At 72.6% G+C, this 20137-nt stretch carries 20 protein-coding genes; 6 read left to right on the forward strand and 14 right to left on the reverse strand.

The genetic code is table 11. The features are described 5' to 3' along the window. Window positions 1-19 precede the first annotated feature (19 nt). Window positions 20-4300, reverse strand: coding sequence for a glycoside hydrolase family 3 C-terminal domain-containing protein (locus OG370_RS39890; RefSeq protein ID WP_328473183.1), 4281 nt, complete (start codon window positions 4298-4300; stop codon window positions 20-22). Window positions 4301-4536: 236 nt separating this feature from the next. After that, complete coding sequence (locus OG370_RS39895; protein WP_328473185.1) at window positions 4537-5013, reverse strand: nitroreductase family deazaflavin-dependent oxidoreductase; 477 nt, start codon at window positions 5011-5013, stop codon at window positions 4537-4539. Window positions 5014-5210: 197 nt separating this feature from the next. On the opposite strand from OG370_RS39895, the gene OG370_RS39900 reads away from it, so the two are divergent. Next, entirely contained in the window at window positions 5211-5405 is a 195-nt protein-coding gene (locus tag OG370_RS39900; RefSeq protein ID WP_328473187.1) for a DUF6381 family protein, read from the forward strand. A gap of 145 nt (window positions 5406-5550) precedes the next feature. Here OG370_RS39900 and OG370_RS39905 read toward each other — a convergent pair whose 3' ends face one another. Beyond that, window positions 5551-5910 (reverse strand): DUF6204 family protein, encoded by a 360-nt coding sequence (locus OG370_RS39905; protein ID WP_328473189.1) that lies wholly within the window; start codon window positions 5908-5910, stop codon window positions 5551-5553. A gap of 141 nt (window positions 5911-6051) precedes the next feature. On the opposite strand from OG370_RS39905, the gene OG370_RS39910 reads away from it, so the two are divergent. After that, a complete protein-coding gene (locus OG370_RS39910) occupies window positions 6052-6300 on the forward strand; it encodes a Smr/MutS family protein (RefSeq protein ID WP_328473191.1) in 249 nt (82 codons plus the stop codon). A 43-nt stretch (window positions 6301-6343) separates the two neighbouring features. Here the strand turns inward: OG370_RS39910 and OG370_RS39915 are convergent, their stop codons facing one another. The 6 genes from OG370_RS39915 to OG370_RS39940 form a co-directional block, all read right to left on the reverse strand. After that, window positions 6344-7372 carry a carbohydrate kinase family protein gene (locus OG370_RS39915; RefSeq protein ID WP_328473193.1) on the reverse strand — a complete coding sequence of 343 codons (1029 nt, stop codon included), beginning with the start codon at window positions 7370-7372 and terminating at the stop codon, window positions 6344-6346. Window positions 7373-7511: 139 nt separating this feature from the next. Next, on the reverse strand, window positions 7512-8501 hold the full coding sequence (locus OG370_RS39920; protein WP_328473195.1) for a zinc-dependent alcohol dehydrogenase family protein: 990 nt from the start codon (window positions 8499-8501) through the stop codon (window positions 7512-7514). Then, window positions 8498-9388, reverse strand: a complete 891-nt coding sequence (locus tag OG370_RS39925) for a carbohydrate ABC transporter permease (RefSeq protein ID WP_328473197.1) — start codon at window positions 9386-9388, stop codon at window positions 8498-8500. The genes OG370_RS39920 and OG370_RS39925 overlap by 4 nt, the downstream gene beginning before the upstream one ends. Next, the gene (locus OG370_RS39930) at window positions 9388-10356 is read right to left on the reverse strand and encodes a carbohydrate ABC transporter permease (protein WP_328473199.1); all 969 of its coding nucleotides are present in this window, start codon (window positions 10354-10356) and stop codon (window positions 9388-9390) included. The genes OG370_RS39925 and OG370_RS39930 overlap by 1 nt, the downstream gene beginning before the upstream one ends. A gap of 16 nt (window positions 10357-10372) precedes the next feature. Beyond that, window positions 10373-11761, reverse strand: a complete 1389-nt coding sequence (locus OG370_RS39935) for an ABC transporter substrate-binding protein (RefSeq protein WP_443060827.1) — start codon at window positions 11759-11761, stop codon at window positions 10373-10375. A 299-nt stretch (window positions 11762-12060) separates the two neighbouring features. Continuing rightward, the gene (locus OG370_RS39940) at window positions 12061-12822 is read right to left on the reverse strand and encodes a DeoR/GlpR family DNA-binding transcription regulator (RefSeq protein WP_328473201.1); all 762 of its coding nucleotides are present in this window, start codon (window positions 12820-12822) and stop codon (window positions 12061-12063) included. A gap of 396 nt (window positions 12823-13218) precedes the next feature. Here OG370_RS39940 and OG370_RS39945 point away from each other — a divergent pair, with 396 nt between their 5' ends. Further along, window positions 13219-13437, forward strand: a complete 219-nt coding sequence (locus tag OG370_RS39945) for a hypothetical protein (protein ID WP_328473203.1) — start codon at window positions 13219-13221, stop codon at window positions 13435-13437. Window positions 13438-13644: 207 nt separating this feature from the next. On the opposite strand, the gene glgX is transcribed toward OG370_RS39945, so the two are convergent. Both glgX and OG370_RS39955 read right to left on the reverse strand, forming a co-directional pair. After that, window positions 13645-15771 carry a glycogen debranching protein GlgX gene (glgX, locus tag OG370_RS39950; protein ID WP_328473205.1) on the reverse strand — a complete coding sequence of 709 codons (2127 nt, stop codon included), beginning with the start codon at window positions 15769-15771 and terminating at the stop codon, window positions 13645-13647. A gap of 10 nt (window positions 15772-15781) precedes the next feature. Further along, entirely contained in the window at window positions 15782-16183 is a 402-nt protein-coding gene (locus tag OG370_RS39955) for a YkvA family protein (protein WP_328473206.1), read from the reverse strand. A 213-nt stretch (window positions 16184-16396) separates the two neighbouring features. Here OG370_RS39955 and OG370_RS39960 point away from each other — a divergent pair, with 213 nt between their 5' ends. Beyond that, a complete protein-coding gene (locus OG370_RS39960; protein ID WP_328473208.1) occupies window positions 16397-16804 on the forward strand; it encodes an ATP-binding protein in 408 nt (135 codons plus the stop codon). A 195-nt stretch (window positions 16805-16999) separates the two neighbouring features. Here OG370_RS39960 and OG370_RS39965 read toward each other — a convergent pair whose 3' ends face one another. Further along, the gene (locus OG370_RS39965; protein WP_328473210.1) at window positions 17000-17266 is read right to left on the reverse strand and encodes a GlsB/YeaQ/YmgE family stress response membrane protein; all 267 of its coding nucleotides are present in this window, start codon (window positions 17264-17266) and stop codon (window positions 17000-17002) included. 235 nt (window positions 17267-17501) lie between these two features. Between OG370_RS39965 and OG370_RS39970 the strand changes: the two genes are divergently transcribed. Continuing rightward, window positions 17502-17966: an ATP-binding protein gene (locus OG370_RS39970; protein ID WP_328473212.1), complete on the forward strand. Its 465-nt coding sequence runs from the start codon at window positions 17502-17504 to the stop codon at window positions 17964-17966. Window positions 17967-18042: 76 nt separating this feature from the next. Here OG370_RS39970 and OG370_RS39975 read toward each other — a convergent pair whose 3' ends face one another. Next, on the reverse strand, window positions 18043-18348 hold the full coding sequence (locus OG370_RS39975; RefSeq protein WP_328473214.1) for a MazG-like family protein: 306 nt from the start codon (window positions 18346-18348) through the stop codon (window positions 18043-18045). 285 nt (window positions 18349-18633) lie between these two features. Between OG370_RS39975 and OG370_RS39980 the strand changes: the two genes are divergently transcribed. Then, entirely contained in the window at window positions 18634-19116 is a 483-nt protein-coding gene (locus OG370_RS39980; protein WP_328473216.1) for a GNAT family N-acetyltransferase, read from the forward strand. Window positions 19117-19299: 183 nt separating this feature from the next. Here OG370_RS39980 and OG370_RS39985 read toward each other — a convergent pair whose 3' ends face one another. Next, the gene (locus tag OG370_RS39985; protein WP_328473218.1) at window positions 19300-20088 is read right to left on the reverse strand and encodes a class I SAM-dependent methyltransferase; all 789 of its coding nucleotides are present in this window, start codon (window positions 20086-20088) and stop codon (window positions 19300-19302) included. Between the last annotated feature and the right edge of the window lie 49 nt (window positions 20089-20137).

Here is a 20137-nt window from a genome sequence, read left to right on the forward strand (position 1 = left end):
GTGGCGGCGGTGGCGCGGGCTACTCGACGGCGATGTCGAAGACGTGCAGCCGGGTGCCGGCCTGGTCGCCGGTGACGGTGGCGGGCAGGGTGACGTAGGCGAGGGTCTTGCCGGCGGCCAGCGGGACCTTCGTCGCGTAGACGCTCACCGCCGTGGCGGCCGGGTAGCCGCTGCCGGCCGGGCGGTTCCAGGTCGGCGCGGTGGCGACCAGGTCGTCACCGGGCAGCGGGGTGCTCGGCGTCCAGTTGGTCAGGCCCAGGGTGAAGGGCGCGGTGCTGCCGTCGGTGTAGGTGAGCGTGCCGGTGCCCGAGCCGCTGCCGTTGTTCGCCGAGCCGAGGAACCACAGCTGCGTACCGCTCCCGCTCACCGCGATGTTCTGCCCGGCGGCGACCACGTTGTCGGGGCGGCCGGCCGCGGCGGACGGCCAGGTGAGGGCCGCCGTGCCGTGCGGGACCGGCTGCCCGGGGGTCAGGCCGGCACCGGCGAGCGACTGGGCGGAGTAGCTGTAGCCGGAGCCGTCGAAGTTCGCGGACTGCGGCGCGGTGTCGTCGCTGACCGCGGTGTTGTCGTAGGCGGCGGCGAGCGAGCCGAACAGCAGCGGCAGGTCGAGGGAGCCGCCCTGGAGCGGGTAGTCCTGCCCGGCCGCGGTGACCGTGCCGGTGAGGTCGATCGAGGCGGACGCCGCGTCGTTCCCGACGCTGACGGTCAGCCGCTTCGTCACCGACGCCCGGGGCGCGAGCACCACCGACGTCGTCGCGGGATCGACGCTCACCCCGGTCGGCGCGTCGGTCCCCACGCTCACCGACACGCGCTGGTCGGCGGTGTTGCGCAGCGTCAGCGTGGCCGGGTAACTGCCGCCGGTCCGGGCGAGTTTCGTCGTCGAGGAGAGCGTCGCCGCCACCAGCGGGCCGACCGTGACCTGCAGCCCGCTGCGCGAGCGGTAGCCGCCGTCCGCGGACGCCTCGGCGGTCAGCCGCCACAGCCGGTCCTGCGCGCCCGCCGCGGGGGTCACCAGCCACGAGGTGGTGAGCCGGGTGCCGGGCTTCACGCTGCGGAACTCCGCGGTGGTGCGCGCCTTCGCGGTCCAGCCGGCCGGCACGTCGAGGCCGAGCCTGGCGTGGCCGAGGGTCTGGGTGCCGCCGGCGGTGAGCGTGGTGGTCACCACGCCGCCGTGCGCCGGGTCGAGGGTCGCGGGAGCCTGCGCGGTCACCGCGCGGGCGCCGGTGGAGCGGCGCAGCGTGTAACTGCCGCTCAGCGGCAGGTCGCGGGAGGAGCCGCCCACGTACATCCGGTAGGTGCCGTCGTTCGTCTTCCACGCGTGCGTGGCGTCGTCCCAGGTGTGCAGGTCGGACGGATCGATCGTGAAGGTGACCCGCTGGGACCGGCCGGGCCGCAGCGTCACCCGCTGGAAGCCCTTGAGCTGCTTGGGCGGTTCACCGGCGCCGGCCGGGTCGGCGACGTAGAGCTGCGCGACCTCCGAGGCCGTACGGCTGCCGGTGTTCCGGACCGTCGCGGAGACCTTCACCGGCCCCGCCGCGTCGGCCGCGCCCGGCGAGACGCTGAGCCCCCCGAAGGAGAACGACGAGTACGTCAGGCCGTAGCCGAACGGGAAGAGCGGCGTCAGGTGGTGGGCGTCGTACCAGCGGTAGCCGACGTCCAGGCCCTCGCTGTAGTGGTAGTCGGTGGTGTTGGTCGCCACGTCGACGGTGCCCGGGTAGCGGGACGGGTCGGCGGTCGGCAACTGGGACATGCTCGCCGGCCAGGTCTGCGGCAGCTTCCCGGACGGGTCGACGTCGCCGAACAGCACGGACGCCAGCGCCGCGCCGTTCTGCTGCCCGCCGTACCAGGACTCCAGCACGCCGTCGACCGAGCCGAGCCACGGCATCAGCACCGGGGCACCGGTGTTCAGCACCACGACGGTGTGCGGGTTGGCGGCGGCGACCGCCGCGACCAGGTCGTCCTGCGCGCCGGGCAGCGTCAGGTTCTGCCGGTCGCCGTCCTCGCTCTCGTCGTCGCCCACGACCACCACCGCGACGCTGTCCTGCTTGGCGGCGGCCGCCGCGGCGGCGATCGCGGCGGTGTCGGGCACCTGCCAGCCGAGCGTGACGGAGCCGTTGCCGGGCGGCGTGGTCGGGGTGCCGGCCACCGGCCCGCTCGGGCCGTTCACCGGCTGGTAGTTCTCCACCGTGATCGGCGTCCGCACCCCGCCCTTGAGGTGGATCGCGGAGACCCCGGGACCGTACTGCGCCCAGTCCTGGAAGACCGGCTGGCCGCCGACGGTCATCCTGATCCCGCCGGTATTCGCCATCGAGAAGGTGTACGTGCCGGTGACCGGCGCGGTCAGGAAGCCGGTCCAACGCACCGAGAAACCGGCCGGGTTGACGCCCGGCCCCGGCGCGGCCGTGTAGTGGTCGTCGATGTCCGGCTCGACCCGGGTGAGCGCGGGAGCGCCGGACAGGTCGAGGTTGTTGTAGTAGCTGGCGGTCAGGCCCTGCTGCCCGCCGGCGGTGCTGAAACGCGCCGAGGGGACGGTCGGCAGCTTGTCGGTCACCCCCGGCACGCGGACGCCCGAGCGCCCCACGGCGGTCTGCCCGCCGCTGCCGTCGGAGGTGTACGCGTTCAGCTCGGCGATCGACCACCAGCTGCTCGCCGACCCGGTCTGCACGATCCTGACGTACCGCGCCTGCCGGGCGGCGAACGTCGCGGTGACCAGCTGGCCGGTGCCGGTCCCCTCGGCGACCGGGGCGCCCCAGTCCTTGCCGTCGGCGGAGAGGTAGACCTGGTAACCGCGGGCGTAGTCCGTGCCGTTGCCGGCGTCCATGGTGATCCGGTCGATCGGGTGCGAGCCGCCCATGTCGGCGCTGACCCACTGGCCGCCGGCCATCGGCGTGCCGCTGGACCAGCGGGTGCCGAGATCGCCGTCGAACATGTTGGCCGGCTGGTCGGAGCCGCTGGCGGAGGAGGAGGCCGCCCCCGTCCAGGAGCCGACCGTGTCCACCCGGACCGAGGAGCCCGCCCGCGCCGCGATGCCGTCCGCGACGGTGACCACCGACGACGGGTCGACCGGCACGTGCGAGCTGCCGCCGCCTCCGGTGATCGCGGAGTCCTTGGCGGCCGCCCCGATCACCGCGATCGACGGGGTGGCGGAGGTCTTCAGCGGCAGCAGCCCGCCCTTGTTCTTCATCAGCACGGTGCCCTCCGCCGCGATGTCCCGCGCGGTGGCGACGTGTTCGGGCGTCGTGGCGGTGGCACCGGGGGAGCCCGCGGTGGAGTCGAACAGGCCGTAGGCGAACTCCTCGGTGAGCAGCCGGGCCACCTTGTCGTTCAGCACGGCCATGCTGACCTGGCCGGAGCGGACGGCGTCCGACAGCGGCTGCCCGAAGTTGCCGGGGGCGGGCATGTTGAGGTCCAGCTCGGCGTTGGCGGCCTGCACGGTGCTGCGCGCGCCGTCCCAGTCGGTGACCACGAAACCGTCGAAGCCCCAGTCCTGCTTGGCGGTGTCCTTCAGCAAGGTGGCGTTCTCGTTGGCGTGCACGCCGTTGACCAGGCTGGTCGCGGCCATGATCGAGGCCGCGCCACCCTCCTGCACGGCCTGCTCGAACGCCGGGTAGTAGATCTCGTTGAGCGTGCGCTCGTCGACGATCGCGTTGCCGTTGTTGCGGTTCTGCTCGGTGTCGTTGGCGACGAGGTGCTTGATGTCGGCCATCACGCCCTTGGACTGCACGCCCTTCACGTACTGCGTGGTCATCGCCCCGGACAGGTAGGGGTCCTCGCCCGCCATCTCGAAGACCCGCCCGCCGCGCGGATCGCGCTCCAGGTTGGTGTCGGGACCGAGGTCGACGCTGATGCCCTTGGTCTTCGCCTCGGCCCCGACCACCTGCCCGTACGACAGCTCCGCCGCCGGGTCCCAGCTGGCCGCGGCGGCCACCGGTGCCGGCAGCGCGGTGGTGCCGCCCATCACCACGCCGGCGCCGCCGTCGTTGAGGTTCAGGGCCGGCACGCACAGCCGCGGAATGGGGGCCACCACCCCCGCGTAGCCGGGCAGCCCGCTGCCGTGGGTCATCGACAGCTTCTCGTCGACCGTCATCCGCGCGAGCACCTGCGCGGCGCGCTGCGCGGGCGCGGCGCTCGAACCCACCCAGGGACAGCCGGCGCCGGCGCCGGCCGCCCCGCCCGCGGCGGCGGGCGCCTGCCCCGCGGTCACGGTGAGCAGCAGCGTGGCCGCCACGCCCGCGACCCCGAGGGGCAGCCGTCGGCGGATCGGCGTCCGGCCCGGCCGGTGGTCGTGGGAACGGGGCATGCCTGGTCCTCCCGGGTGCTCCTCGCACGACGCCAGCCACAGCCGGACTGTAACGTTTCAATGCGAACGCGCCACAACTTAGGGCCGTATACAGCGGCAGTCAAGACGCGTGCGAGGGCCGGTGGACCCCGGCTGATTGAAACGTCTCTGAAATCCGGACGGTCCGGCTCAACCCCGGCGGCCGCGGGCGGTGACGTGACCAGGGCCCGCGGCCGGCGACCCGGCGGTGCGGACGGTCAGCCCTGCCCGCCCTCGCCTTCGGTGCCCTCCGCGCCGTCCGCGTCGCTCGCGGACGCGGGGCCGACCGGGGTCAGGGCGATCACGGGGATCGTGCGGGTGGTGCGGTTCTGGTACTCGGTGAAGACCGGGTTGCGATCGGCCTGGCGGCGGTACTGCTCGTCGCGCTCGGCCCCGGCCAGTTCCTTGACCTCCACGTCGAGCACCTGGTCGCCGACCTCGATCCGGGCGTGCGGCCGGGCGCGGAGGTTCCAGTACCAGTCGGGATGGCGGTCCGCGCCGGCCTTGGAGGCGAAGACGAGGTAGCGCTCGCCGTCGGCCAGGTACGTCATCGGGTTGACCCTGGGCTGCCCGCTGCGCGCGCCGACGGTGTGCAGAAGCAGCAGGGGCACGCCGGCGAAGTTCCCGCCGACCTGGCCGTCGTTGGCGCGGAACTCGGCGATCGTGTGGGCGTTGAAGTCGTCGGTGCCGGACATGGTCTCCCTGTCGGTCGGAGCGGATGCGCTCGTACGGGACGAACGTAGTGGGCGGCATCCGCCCGGCGCATGTCGCGAGCAGCGCGGGGGCCCGGGCCATGGCCGGGGGCCGGGCCGGGACCGCTCCCGGTGGCGGCCGGGCGGGAGGGCTGTTTGGCTGGAGGTATCGGCTCTCGGCGCACGGAGCGAGGCGCGACATGAACGAGAACGGCCCGGCCAACGAGCGGCACGTCAGGGAAATGCGCGAGGAGGCGTTCGCGCTGGAGACGGACGCGGAGCGCAGCGGCGACCCGAAGGAGCGCAGGCGGCTCCAACAGCGGGTCAAGCAGATGGAGTTCGACTGCGAGCAGGAGAGCATGATGGCCGCGGGGGACATCTACCCGGCGCCGTGACGGGCCGTGGCCGACGGTGACCGCAGCGCCACCGCCTACCCGCGCCCGCCGGACCCGGACCCGGCCCCTGACCCGACGGACCCGTGGCCGCGCCTGACCCGAGGCCCGTCCGCGGCCGGACCCGCGCCTGACCCGCCGGGAGGGCCTACGCCGGCTTCCTGGCCGCCTCACGCCGCTGCCGCTTGCCCAGGGGCGCCTGGGAGAGGTCCTCGGCCTGGGCGCGCAGCTTCGCGAAGCCGTAGCCGCGCTCGTCGAGCCAGGCGCGCGCGGCGGCGTCCGCACGGGCGGTCGCCGCCACGATGTCCTCCTCGGCCTCCCCGGTATCCGCGAACCGGAAGGTGAACGCGGAGCGCGCCGTGAGGTCGTAGCTGAGGTGCCCCTCGGGGGTGAAGGCCGCGCGCAGGACGTCGTGCTCGGGTGCCTGCGCCAGCAACTCCGCGCGCTGCTCGGCGCTGAGCCCGTCGAAGACACCGCGGACGGTGATACGGAACGTACGAGTGGTCACCGCGCGACCGTAGCCGCAGCCGTCCCCGGTCCGCCACGGGGTTTCCCGGCCGGGAGTACCGCACGTTTCCCGGCCGGGGGTACGGTGCTCATGGCCGCGCCGTACCGAGCGGTGCCGCCCGCAGGGAAGGCACAGGCACCGATGACGCTCACACTCGACCTGCATCCGCTGTTCCGGAGCGACCGCGACATCGACCGGGCGGTACGGGAGATCATCTTCCGGGCCGCGGCCACGAAGGCGGACCGGGTGGAGATCATCGCGGGCAAGGGCTCGGGAAAGCTCAGGTCCCGGGTGCTGGCGACACTGCGGCAGCCCCATCTGAAGCGGCTGTACCGGAGTTTCGAGACCGACTCGTCCAACCAGGGCCGGATCGTGGTCCACTTCGGGTGAGCGGGACGCCGTTGCCCGATGCTCCGGGGAGAAGCGGGGCCGGTCAGGCGGGCGGGCGGTCCAGTTCCTCGTAGGTCGGCGGGGCGGCCCCGGGCCGGGAGCAGGTGATGCCGGCGGCCCGTACCGCGTACCGCAGCGCCCCGGCCACCTCGGGCGTCAGGGTGCCGGTGCTGGTGGCGTCGTGCAGCCGGGCGCGGGTCGCGGCGGTCGCGGACGGGCCGCCGGCGCCGAGCAGGTCCCGCCGCAGCAGGCCGCTGACCAGCGCGGACATGAACGAGTCACCCGCGCCGACGGTGTCCATCACGCGGATCGGCGGCGCCGGGACGTCGAGGTGACCGTGCCGCCACCAGGCGCGGGCGCCGCGGGCGCCGCGGGTGAGCACCACCAGGGCGGGGCCGCGCCGGGCCCAGCCGGCGGCCGCGGTGTCGGGGTCCTGGTCCGGGTAGAGCCAGCCGAGGTCCTCGTCGCTGGCCTTCACCACGTCGCTCACCTCGACCAGGTGCTCCACCCGGGCGCGCTCGCGGGCGCGGTCGCCCAGCAGCGCCGGGCGGATATTGGGGTCGTAGGAGACGGTGGCCCGCGTCCGGGACCGCTCGGCGGCCGCCAGCACCAGGTCGGCGCCCGGCGGCAGCGCGGCCGCGATCGAGCCGATGTGCAGGTGGGAGGGCGGACCCGAGCGCAGCGCCGCGACCGTCGCCGGCGCGAGGTCCCAGACCAGGTCGAACGCGTAGCCGACGGTGCCGTCCGCGCGCAGCCGGGCGGTGGCCGTCGACGTCGGGGCGTCGCCGACGGACCCGGGCAGCAGCTCGATGCCCCCGCGCTCCAGCCACTCCCGCAGCACCGTCCCGGTGCGGTCGCGCCCGATCCGGGTGGCGAGCCGCACCGGGTGGCCGAGCCGGCCCAGCCCGAGCGCGACGTTCGCCGGACTGCCGCCGGGATGCTCCCGCCGCTCCCCGCCCGCACCGGTGAGGACGTCGGTCAGCGCCTCACCGATCACCAGCGCCGGCACCGGGGGAGGCGGCAGCGGCGGTGGCGGCGGTACGGGTGGCGGCCCGGGCAGGGGCACGGTCATGGGCGTTCCTCTTCCGACGACGTCCTGGCGACGCGGGCGTACGGGGATGCGGGCATACGGCGACACGGGGATGCGGGGACACGGACGGCGACGGCGCTGCGGACACGCCCTACGCGGACACGCCCTACGCGGACATGACCTACGGCAGGACCTGGATCTTGCGGCCCACGCCCGCCTGGAAGCGCTGCAGGGCCGCCGCGTAGTCCACCAGCGGCAGGCGGTCGCTGATGAACACCTCGGGGTCGAGCACCCCGCCGGCGAACAGTTCCGCGGCCCGCTCGTAGCTGTGCAGCACCGCCATGGAACCGGTGATGGTGATCTCCTGGTTGTAGATCTTGTACGGCTCGATGGTGGCGCGGGCGGCGTAGTCGGCGACGCCGAACTGGAGGAAGGTGCCGCCCTTGCCGACCCGGCCGAGGGCGTCCTGGATGGCGCCCGCGTTGCCGGTGGCGTCGATGACCACGTCCCAGCCGCGCGGCTGGTCGAGCTCGTCGGCGCTGGTGGCGGTCGCGGAGCAGCCGAGCCGCCGGGCGGTGCCCAGACGCTCCTCGTTGACGTCGACCATGTCCACGCTCGCCGCGCCGGTGCGCTTGGCCAGCTCCATCATCATCAGGCCCATCGTGCCCGAGCCGTAGATGAGGACGTGGGTGGCGAGCTGGGAGCGCAGGATGTCGTAGCCGCGCACCGCGCAGGACAGCGGCTCGATCAGCGCGGCGTCGCGGGTGGCTATGTGCTCGGGGAGCTTGACGCAGTTCGCGGCCGGGGCGACCGCGAACTCCGCGGCGCCGCCGGGCTTGGTGACACCGATGGCGTTCCACCGCTCGCACAGGTTGTTGCGGCCGATCCGGCAGTAGTGGCACTCGTGGCAGTACAGCGACGGGTCCACCGCGACCCGGTCGCCGGTGCGCAGGTCGCGCACCCCGGCGCCGACCGCGACGACCTCGCCGGCGAACTCGTGGCCCGGCACGATCGGCAGCGTCGGCGCGAACTCCCCCTGCAGGATGTGCAGATCGGTTCCGCACAGGCCGCAGGCCGCGACCTGGACGACGACCTCGGACGGCCCGGGCGCCGGGTCCTCCACGGTCTCGATGCCGACCTGGCCGGGAGAGCTGATGACGGCTGCTTTCACTTGACGGCTCCAAGAGAGAGGCCCTGGACGAGCTTGTCCTGGGCGGCGAACCCGGCGGCGAGTACCGGCAGGGAGATACAGACGGCGGCGGCGCACACCTTCGCCAGGAACAGGCCCTGGCTGGTGACGAAGCTGGTCAGGAAGACGGGCGCGGTGCCCGCGGTGACGCCGGTGAGGACCCGCGCGAAGAGCAGCTCGTTCCAGCTGAAGATGAACGAGATCAGCGCGGTCGCCGCGATGCCTGGCGCCACGATCGGCGCGACGATCCTGGTCAGGATGGTGGGCAGCCCGGCGCCGTCGATGGACGCGGCCTCGATGATCGCGACGGGCACGTCGGCGAGGAAGGACCGCATCATCCACACCGCGATCGGCAGGTTCATCGAGGTGTAGAGGATGACCAGCAGCCAGATGTTGTCGAGCATGCCGATGTTCTTCGCGATCAGGTAGACCGGCAGCAGCCCGGCGACGACGGGGAGCATCTTGGTGGACAGGAAGAAGAACATCGCGTCGGTCCACTTGCGCACCGGCTTGATGGACAGCGCGTACGCCGCCGGGGTGGCCAGCACCAGCACCAGCAGGGTCGAGACGACGCTGGCGGTGAGGGAGTTGATCAGCGGCGGCCACGGGCTGACCCCGGTGCCGGAGCCGAAGAACTCGCGGTAGCCGTGCAGGGTGAGCGGGGCGTCGATCTTCGGCGGGTTGGTGCCGGCGTCCTGCTCGCTGTGGAAGGAGGTGAGCACCATCCACGCGAACGGCAGGAAGAAGACGATCCCGCAGATCCAGGCGCCCAGTGCCAGCAGCCGGCGGGAGCGCCGTTCCTTCCGCTCGCGCGGCGCGATGCCGGCGACGGGCGCGGCGGCCCGGGCGTCGAGGGTGGTGGCGGCCATCAGTGGGTCTCCTCCCTGAGCAGCGACGAGACCGAGCGCAGCGCGAAGGTCGCCACGACGATCGACAGGATCACCACGATCACGCCCTCGGCGGACGCCTGCCCGTAGTCATGGGCCTCGTAGAAGGTGCTGTAGACGGCGTAGGGGAGGTTGGCGGTGCCCAGGCCGCCGGAGGTGAGGGTGAAGACGGCGTCGAAGTTCTGCACCACGTAGACGGTGCCGAGCAGCGCGGCCAGCTCCAGGTAGCGGCGCAGGTGCGGGAAGGTCAGGTAGCGGAAGATGTCCCAGCTGCCGGCGCCGTCCACCCGGGCCGCCTCGACCACGTCGGTGGGGCGGGACTGCAGGCCGGCCAGCAGGATCAGCATCATGAACGGGGTCCACTGCCAGATCAGCGACGCCTCGACGGCGAGCTTCGGCGACGTCGACAGCCAGTCGGGCTGCGGCGCGGAGTCGCTGCCGAACAGGCTCCAGATCCAGGTGAGCGAGCCGTTGATGAAGCCGTAGGTGGCGTTGTACAGCGCGTGCTTCCACAGCAGCGCGGAGGCGACCGGCACCACCAGGAACGGCGTGATCAGCAGGGTGCGCACCGCGCCCCGGCCGGGGAACTTCCGGTCCATCAGCAGCGCGAGGCCCAGCCCCAGCACCAGGCTGACCAGCACCACCGTGACGGTCAGCACGACCGTGGTGGTCAGCGCCGAGCGCAGCTGCGGGTCGGTGAACTCCTCCTTGTAGTTGTCGAGGCCGGTGAAGCCCTTGTCGCTCGGGTCCAGGGCGTTCCAGCGCATGAACGAGATCACCAGGGTGCCGACGAAGGGCAGTTGGGTGACCACGATCATGAAGACCAGCGCGGGCAGCAGCGGCGCCCGCCGGGCCCAGGCACCGCGCGGCCGGCGCGGTGCCCGGCCCGCGGCGGACCGGGAGACGACCGGCGGCGCGTGGCGGTGGCGGATGATCGACGGAGTACTCATCGTGTCGGATTCCCGCTCACTTGCCGGCGTACTTGCCGGCGACCTTCTCGGCGAGCTTCTGACTGGCCTTCAGCGCGCTGTCCACGCTGGTGCGGCCGGCGATGGCCGAGGAGAGCTGCTGGGAGACCTGGGTGCCCAGGTCGGTGAACTCCGGAATCCCGACGAACTGGATGCCGGGCGCGGGCCGCGGCTGCACCCCCGGGTTGGCCGGGTCGACGGCCTTCAGCGCGTTCAGCGTCGGCGTGGCGAAGGCGCTGGACGCCTTGACGTAGTCGGGGTTGGTGTACGTCGAGGCGCGCTTGCCGGCCGGCACCCGGGACCAGCCCAACTGCTTGCCGACCAGGTTTTCGTAGCCCTTGCCGGACGCCCAGGAGATGAACTTCCACGCGTCGGACTGGTGCTTGCTCGCCTTCTGCACGCCCCAGGCCCAGGTGTACAGCCAGCCGGAGTTCTTGGTCTGCTCCACCGGCGCGGGCACGTAGCCGATCTTCCCGGCGACGGGCGAGCCGGAACCCTCCAGCGAGCCGGCCGCGGAGGTGGCGTCGTACCACATGGCGACCTTGCTCTGCTCCAGGTCGTTGAGGCACTCGGTGAACCCGGACTGCGCGGCGCCGGCCTCGCCGTGCTTGCGCACCAGGTCCACGTAGAACTGCGTCGCCTTGGTGAAGGCAGGGCTGTCCACCTGCGCCTTCCAGTCCTTGTCGAACCAGGTGCCGCCCATGGTGTTCACCACGGTGGTCAGCGGCGCGATCATCTCGCCCCAACCGGGCTGGCCGCGCAGGCAGATGCCCTTCATGCCCTTCTGCGCGCCGTCGGCCTTCGCCGCGAGGTCGGCGACCTGGGTCCAGGTCGGGTTGGCCGGCATGGTCAGGTGCTTCGCGGCGAAGACGTCCTTGCGGTACATCAGGAACGACGACTCGCCGTAGAACGGCTCGGCGTACAACTGGCCCTGGTAGGTCAGGGACTGCTGCATCGCGGGCAGGATGTCGCTCTGGTCGAAGGCGGTGTCGGCCTTCGCCTCGGACGTCAGCGGGGAGAGCCAGTTGTTCTTGGCGAAGATCGGCGCTTCGTAGTTGCTGATGGTGCCGACGTCGTACTGCCCGGCCTGGCTGGAGAAGTCCTGGGTGATCTTGTCGCGGACGTCGTCCTCGGGCAGCACCGTGAAGTTCACCTTGATCCCGGTGGACTTGGTGAAGTTCGCGGCGGTCAGCTTCTGCAGGTCGACCATCTGCGGGTTGTTGACCATCAGGACGTTGATGGAGTGCGAGCCGGAGCCGCCGCCGGCCCCGCCCGCTCCCGAACAGGCGGCCGCGAGCAGCATGCCCGACACCGCCAGAGCCAGCGGGGGCAGGGTACGGCGGCGCAGTCTGCGGGCGGCGCCGGTCGAGCCGGTGGAGGATGTCATGATTCGTCCCTTTCATGACTGGAGTCGGGGTGTGTGGGAGCATCCGGCGGGCCGATGGCGGCATGCCGGAACGGGCTGGTGGAACCGGGGGGTTGGGCCGAAGTCGAATCGGTGGGGGTGGGGTGGGGGAGCGGTGGGGAAAGGCGGCGCGGGGAGGGCGGCGCGGGGGAGGACGGGTGGTGGGGGGCGGGGGAACGGCGAGCGGAACGGGGACGGGCGGTGGAACGGGGCGGACGGCGGAACGGCGGGGTCGGTGGCGGCTGGTCGGGTCAGGGGCAGCGGGCGGACGGCGCCGCGGGTCAGGCCCGGAAGACGCGCGGGCCGAGCAGGGTGTAGCGGTGCGCCTCGGTGCTGGACAGGCCGGTGTCGGTCACGATCGCCTCGAAGTCGGCGACTTCGGCGAAGCGGCAGAAGCTGCTCGCGCCGAACTTGCTGTGGTGGCCCACGAACACCCGCCGGCGCGAGACCTCCAGCGCCTTGGCCTTGACGTCGGCGACGACCGGATCGGGTGTGGTCAGGCCCAGTTCACGGGAGATGCCGTTGGAGCCGACGAACGCCAGGTCGATGACGAAACCGGAGAGCATGGCGCAGGCCCACGAGCCGACGGTCGCCAGGGTCCTGGCCCGGACCCGGCCGCCGAGCAGCAGCACCGTGGTGTCCGCGGACTCCGCGACCGCCGCCGCGGTGGACAGCGACGCGGTGACCACCGTCAACGGACGGTCGCGCGGCAGCAGCGAGGCGAGCAACTGCGGTGTGTAGCCCTCGTCCACGAACACCGTCTCCGCCTCGCCGAGCAGCTTGACCCCCTCGGCGGCGATCCTGCGCTTGTCGGCGACGTGCAGGTTCACCCGCTCGGCGAGCGCGGTCTCGAACCCCGCGCCCTCGACCGGATACGCGCCGCCGTAGGTGCGGCGCACCAGGCCGCGGCGCTCCAGGACGCCCAGGTCGCGCCGGATCGTCTCCGGGGCGACCGCGAGGTCGGAGGCGACCGCGGTGACCTCGACCTGGCCGTGGTGGCGGGCCAGGGTCAGGATGCGGTGCTGACGCTCCTCGGCTCTCATGCCCACCTCGCTTCTCGCTCCGGTCCGGGCACGGCCTGCCCGGTATCGCCCGTAGAAAATTTATACCGCTGGGCCTTTGCCCGTCCATGGCCCACAACGGACAACAAACGGTCCGGTTCGGCCTGTTCGAATGAACAGTCGGTGCAGGTCGCGGAGGGGCGGTGCCCGAAGTCGCGTCGAAAAGCACCCAAAGTCGCGGCTCCGGCGCCCGGTTCGGGCGCTGCCCGGTACCGGGCGGATACATCTTCCCGGGTGCGCCCGGCGGCTCCTCCGGCCCGTTCGCGACGGTGACGGTGACGGTGACAGCGACGGCGGCGGGGGAGACCGCGGCCGTTTGCCGGTGGCGGTCGGGGCAAGGCGACCGGGAGAAGCGGTGGACGGCGGTTGGAGGACCGTATGCGGACCGGGTTCGGTGTGCTGCTCGCCCTGTGGGGCGTCTTCTTCGTGGTCTTCAGCCGGCGGTTCGCCCGCGGGCAGTACCCGCACAGCCGGGTCGCCGCCCGGGAGGCCGCCGCGGGCGGCGTCGGCCCGCGGCGCGGCACCACCGCGCTCAACGTGCTGGCCGGCGTCGCCCTGGCCGTCTGCGGAGTGCTGCTGGCGCTCGGGGCGTTCTGAGCCCCCGGCCGCCCGCGGGCGCGAGGCCCACACGGGCGGCGGTCGCCGAGCGGCACGGGCGCGGGACCGTAAGCCGGTCCCGCGCCCGCAGTGCGTCATCGCGCCCGCACTCCGTCCTCGTGCCCGTAGCGCGTCAGCCGCGCCCGGACCAGACCGGATGAGACGCGACCGGACCCGACCGGACCAGACCCGACCGGGCCGAGCCGGTCAGCCGGTCCGGTCCGGCACCCGCATCAGCACGACCGCCGCGCGCGCCTCGACCTTGAGGGTGTCCCCGGCCGCGAACCGCACCGCGGGGTCGGCGTCGCCCGCGGAGCGCTCCGCGGTGTCCACCACCACGCTCCAGCCGTGCCCGAACTCGCCCGGCGGCAGCCGGAACCCCACGTGCTCCCAGTGCGCGTTGAACAGCAGCAGGAACGAGTCGTCGGTGATCGCCTGCCCGTGCGCGTCCGGTTCGGAGATGGCGTCGCCGTTGAGGTGCACCGCGATCGCGTGCGCGTCCCGCCGCGCCCAGTCGCGGTCCGCCATCTCCCGGCCGTCCGGGCGCAGCCAGGTCAGGTCCCCGGGGCCGCCGTCCCCGCCGACGCCGCCACGGAAGAACCGGCGCCGGCGGAAGATCGGGTGACCTCGGCGCAGCGCGATCAACCGCCGGGTGAAGTCCAGCAGATCGCGCTGCTCGGCATCCAACTCCCAGTCGGTCCAGGACAGTTCGTTGTCCTGGCAGTAGGCGTTGTTGTTGCCGCGCTGGGTGCGGCCCATCTCGTCGCCGTGCAGCAGCATCGGCACGCCCTGCGAGACCAGCAGCGTGGTCAGCAGGTTGCGCTGCTGCCGGGCCCGCAGCGTCAGCACGCCGCGGTCGTCGGTGTCGCCCTCGGCGCCGCAGTTCCAGGACCGGTTGTGGCTCTCGCCGTCCTGGTTGCCCTCGCCGTTGGCGTCGTTGTGCTTGTCGTTGTACGACACCAGGTCGCGCAGCGTGAAACCGTCGTGCGCCGTCACGAAGTCCACCCCGGCGCGCGGCCTGCGGTGCTCGCCCGCGTACAGGTCGGAGGAGCCGGTCAGCCGGGAGGCGAACTCCGGCAGCACGCCGTCCCGGGCCCGCCAGAAGTCGCGCACCGTGTCCCGGTAGCGGCCGTTCCACTCGCTCCACAGCGGCGGGAAGTTGCCGACCTGGTAGCCGCCGTCGCCGACGTCCCACGGCTCGGCGATCAGCTTGACCCGCGACACCACCGGGTCCTGCTGCACCAGGTCGAAGAACGCGGAGAGCCGGTCCACCTCGTGGAACTGCCGGGCCAGCGTGGCCGCCAGGTCGAACCGGAACCCGTCGACGTGCATCTCGGTCACCCAGTAGCGCAGGCTGTCCATGATCAGCTGGAGCACGTGCGGGCTGCGCATCAGCAGGCTGTTGCCGGTGCCGGTGGTGTCGAAGTACGACGCCGGCTCGTCGTCCACCAGCCGGTAGTACGACGCGTTGTCGATTCCGCGGAAGGAGAGGGTCGGGCCCAGGTGGTTGCCCTCGGCGGTGTGGTTGTAGACCACGTCGAGGATCACCTCGATCCCGGCCGCGTGCAGCGCCTTGACCATCGACTTGAACTCGGTGACCTGCCCGCCGCAACCGCCCGCGGAGGAGTAGCCGTTGTGCGGGGCGAAGAAGCCGATGGTGTTGTAGCCCCAGTAGTTGGTCAGGCCGCGGCCGAGAAGATGGCCGTCCTGCACGTACTGGTGCACCGGCATCAGTTCCACCGCGGTGACGCCCAGCTTCGTCAGGTGCTCGATCACCGCGGGGTGGCCCAGGCCCGCGTAGGTGCCGCGGATCTCCGCGGGCAGGCCCGGGTGGGTCATGGTCAGCCCGCGCACGTGCGCCTCGTACATCACCGACTCGTGGTACGGCCGCTTCGGCAGCCGGTCGTCGCCCCAGTCGAAGTACGGGTCGGCGACCACCGACAGCATCGCGTGCGGCAGGCTGTCGGCGGTGTCGGGCGTGTCCGGGTCGCCGTCGCGGTAGCCGAGCAGCGAGGGGTGGCCGTCGGCCTGGCCCTCGACCGCCTTGGCGTACGGGTCGAGCAGCAGCTTGGCGGGGTTGCAGCGGTGCCCGCGCGCGGGGTCGTACGGGCCGTGCACCCGGAAGCCGTAGCGCTGCCCGGGGCCGACGCCGGGCAGGTAGGCGTGCCGGATGACACCGTCGACCTCGGTCAGGGTCACCCGCGTCTCCTTGCGCGAGTCGTCGAGCAGACACAGCTCGACCTTCTCGGCGACCTCGGAGAAAAGCGCGAAATTGGTGCCGGTGCCGTCGAAGGTGGCGCCGAGCGGAAAGGGGTGGCCACTCCATTTGTGCATTTCCGAGACCTTACTGTCGGTGTTGCCTCTCCCACTCGACATAGCGGCCCGACTCGCGGACGAGGCCCGTGACGAACCAAAGAACCACCGCCGAGTCATCCGTCCAGCCCAGCACCGGAATCACGTCCGGAATCGCGTCGATCGGTGAGAGCACGTACAGCGCGGCGAGCAGCGAGAACGCCGCCAGCCGGCGCCGGGACAGCCCCGGGTAGCGGCGGCCGAGCACCGCGGCGACCATCCGCGGCGTCGCGACCAGCCGCCGGGCCGGCCCCGGGGCTCCCGGGCGACGGGTCTCGCGGTACAGCCCCCAGGCCGAGCGGCCTGCGCTCACGCGGGCGGTCGCCGTGCGCGCGGGCTTCGTCGTGCGGCCGGGCGTCGTCGTACCCGCCGGCGTGCGCACCGTCCTGGCCATGGCCGTCCTCCTCCGTGTCCGTCATCCCTGCGTTCCCCTCCGTCGTGGCGTGGCGCACCGGTCGTACCGGCCGCACCGGTCCTTGAGAGCGTTCCTGTCCGTCTTCCGTGCATCCATCTGCGCCGATCCGCGCAGATTCCCGGGCGTCCCGGGTAGGAGAGCGTTGCAGCCGCTCATGCGGGGCAGTGGACGAGTGGTCATGGGGTGAAGGCCGTGGAGGACGTGCAAGCCCGCGGAACGGGTACCGACCGGGTGGATCTGGTGTGTCGGCCGGGAGCCGCCGCCGAGGCCAGAAGCGCGGCGAGAGCGTTCCTCGACGGACTGTCCCCCCGGGTGGGGGCCGCCGTCGCCGAGAACCTGCTGCTCATGGTCTCCGAACTCGTGACGAACGCGATCCGACACGCGGGAGGGGCGCTCGAGGTCCGGTTCAGCAGTACCCCGGAGCGCCTGCACGTCGCCGTCGACGACGCCAGCCCGTCGCTGCCCCGGCTGCGCCGTCCGGACTGGACCGGGCGCACCGGCGGCTTCGGCTGGTCCATGGTGCACAAGCTCGCCGACGGCCTGGCGATCCAGCCGCGCAACGGCGGGGGGAAGACGGTGGCGGCGTTCCTGGCGCGGTAGCGCGGTGACCCGGTTGCGGCGCCGCCGTTTCGGCGGCGCCGGCCGTACCGCCGCCCGCTGCCCGCCGGCCGCTGCCCGGACCCGTACCGCTGCCCGTCGCCCGAACCCGTACCGGCCGGCCGCACCGCCTCCGCACACGGCGACACGCCGCTCCGCGCCAGGGCGGGGCGGCGCGTGCTGCGCCGGCACCGGCCGTTACCGGTGGCTGTAGCCGCGCCGGTCCAGGGCGGAGATGCCCACGGCCGCCAGCCCGATCTGGATCAGCCACTCGATCCAGTCCACGCCGTGGGTATGGGCCACGCCCACCCAACTGGCGATCGCGGCGCCGACGAACGCGGCCACGATGCCGATCAGGATCGTCCACACCACCCCGATGTGCTGGCGGCCCGGCACGACCAGCCGCCCCAGCACGCCGATGATGATGCCGATCACGATGGCACTGATGATCCCCGAGATCTCCACGACAACCTCCGCATGTCACGTTCCGCCACGTTCTGTCATGTGCACTCTCGGGAGTCGCTTGCCCCCGCATCGCCCCCGCACACGGCCCGCCCCGCCTCGACGGCGAGTGCGCCGGCGCGTGCCCCGGGAGTATGCGAAAGGAGTGTGCCGCGGGGGGTATTGACCCGTGCGGGACGGGGTATACGGCTCGCGTCGCGTACGACGAACGTACGGGGAACGGACAAGGGGCGCGGGGATGAACGACAGCACGACGGCCGAGCAAGGCCGGGCCCCGGCGGCGACGCCCGACCTGTGGGCCGGCGCGGCGTACGACGGCGACACCGGCTCGATCGCGGTCGCCCGCGCCATGGCCGCGGCCTTCCTCGACCGCGCCCGTGACCGGCACGGCCTGCCCGTACCGGCCCAGGCGCACGCCGACGCCCAGCTCGTGGTGAGCGAGCTGGTCACCAACGCGGTGAAGTACGCCCCCGGGCCCTGCGTGCTCAACCTGGAGATCCGCGGCCCGGTGCTGGAGATCACCACCTGGGACACCGACGCGACGCTCCCGCTCGCCCGCGCCGCCGAGCCCGGCCGGATCGGCCAGCACGGCCTGGAGATCGTCTTCGCGCTCTGCGACGGCTTCGAGGTCCTCCGCGAACCGGTCGGCAAGCGGATCACGGTCCGCCTGGCGCTCGGCCCGATCGGCCCGTTCGACGTCTAGGCCCGGTACGCCGCCGGACCGGCCGGGCCCGGCCCGGGTTCGGGCGAACCCCCTCGGCGTGCGGTGCGAACCGCGTTCAGCCGTCGCTCGTCCTGACCAGCGCTCCGTGCGCGTTGCGCTCGTACGTGCGCCGCTTGTTCTTCTCGATCTTCCGGGCGACCTCGGCGTCGAGGTCCAGCCCGTTCATCTGCGCCAGGGCGGTCAGATAGAGGAAGACGTCGGCCAACTCCTCCCCGAAGTCGGCATGCCCCTTGCGCCACGCGGTGAACGCCTCGCCCACCTCGGCGGTGAGCAGCCCGAACTCCAGGTCCACATCCTCGACGTTGAAGCCCTTGGCGAGCTTGTTCTCCCAGGCGAGCTGCTGGGCGGATGCGATGTCCACGGCTCCTCCGAAACGGTCCGGCGGGTAAGACCGCAGCCTAGCGGGCGCCCAGGTCCCGCCGTCTCGACCTACGGCTGTCGCCGCCCGGCTGACGGGAGTTCGCGGGTCGGCGTACCGACATGCGGCTCGTCGCTATGCTGCGGGCCATGGAGTGTTTCGCCACGTGGCGTACGCGTCGCTGAGGGCCCGGCCCGACGCCGATGTCGTGGCCGGGAGTGGGCCGATGCCGTTGTCTCGCTCGGTCGCCACGCCGCACCACGCCCTCAGTCCGAAAGGCACACTCCCATGCGCATCCGTGCGTTCACCCCGCACGACCTGGCACCACTCACCGCACTGACCATCGCGACGTTCCGGCCGTTCTACGAAGAGTCCTTCCGCCCGTCGGTGGGGGAGACGGTCTTCGCCGTCCAGCACGGGAACTGGCGTGAGGACTACCGCGAACAGGTGGCCGAACTCCACGCGCCCGAACGGCACATGTACGTCGCCATCGCCGAAGACGAGGACGCCCTCGCGGGGTACGTGGCGTGGAGCGTCGACTCGCCCCGCAAGAAGGGCGACGTCACGATCCTCGCCGTCTCGGCCCGGCACCGGCGACACCGCGTGGGCACCGCCCTGTGCGAACACGCCTTCGGGCAGATGCGGGCCCTCGGTGCTGATGTCGTCGAGATCGGCACCGGAGGAGACGCGTTCCACGCACCGGCCCGGGCGCTCTACGAGGCGCTCGGGTGCACACCGTTTCCGCTCGCGGTCTACTTCCGCCGGCTCTGACGCCTCCCGGACGGGCGCCTTCGCGCGCCCGTCCGGGTGCGGTAACTCCGGTGCCGGGTACGGCTCGCATCACGTCCCGGGAGGCCTCAGGCCGGTATCCAGGCGAGCCACCACGGTTGCGGCTGCGCGAAGAGCCGCGGGCCGCGTACCGGCCGTTCCGCTGCCAGGTATCGGGATGGCGTCTCAGTCGGCCTGCAGGACGAAGAACAGAAAGCACAGGAAGCGGGAGCGGGCGGCGACTTCGTCGGGGAACACGTCGCGGGCGGCCGGATCGGGCGCCGGCTCGCTGATGACCGTGATCCGGAAGCCGGCCGCCGTGAAGGCGTCGGTCATCGCGTGCAGCGGCCGGTGCCAGCGGCTCACCGGGGCGCTCTGCTCGCCGAAGGTCCACTCCTCGACCCAGTTGGTGGTGTCGAAGTACCCGTACTCGTCCTTGCGGCCCGCCTCGCGGTGCATCAGGTTGATGGCGAAAGGGTGCTCCACGGCCGTGATCAGCCGGCCGCCGGGCTTGAGCACGCGCCGCAGCTCGGCCAGCGCCGGACCCCAGTCCTTCAGATAGTGCAGCACCAGGGCGGCCACGACGTCGTCGAACGTGTCGTCGGCGTAGGGCAGCGGGCTGCCCAGGTCGGCCACCTGCAGGTCCGCGTCGTCGCCGAGCCGCTGCCGGGCCAGCTCCACCATCCCGGTGCTCGCGTCGAAACCGCTCACGACGGCGCCGCGGTCGCGCAGCGCGGCGAACAGGGGTCCGGAGCCGCAGCCGACATCGAGAATCCGGTGGCCGGACACCTCTCCGGCGAGGGCCAGCATCGCGGGCCGCTGGTAGTAGGCATTGATGAGACCGGCTTCGTTCGCGGCCGTGTACCCCTCGGCGAAGACGTCGTAGGGGTTCACCTCCGACGCGTCCACAGGCGCGGCGGCGGGCGAGGGGAGGCCGGGGGAGGGCGCGTCCACCTGCTGCTCGTCTGAAGTCATGGTGCGAGAGACGTGCGCCGCGTCGCTTCGGTTCCTGGCCTCGCACCGG

The organism is Streptomyces sp. NBC_00448, from assembly GCF_036014115.1.
Lineage (GTDB): Bacteria > Actinomycetota > Actinomycetes > Streptomycetales > Streptomycetaceae > Actinacidiphila.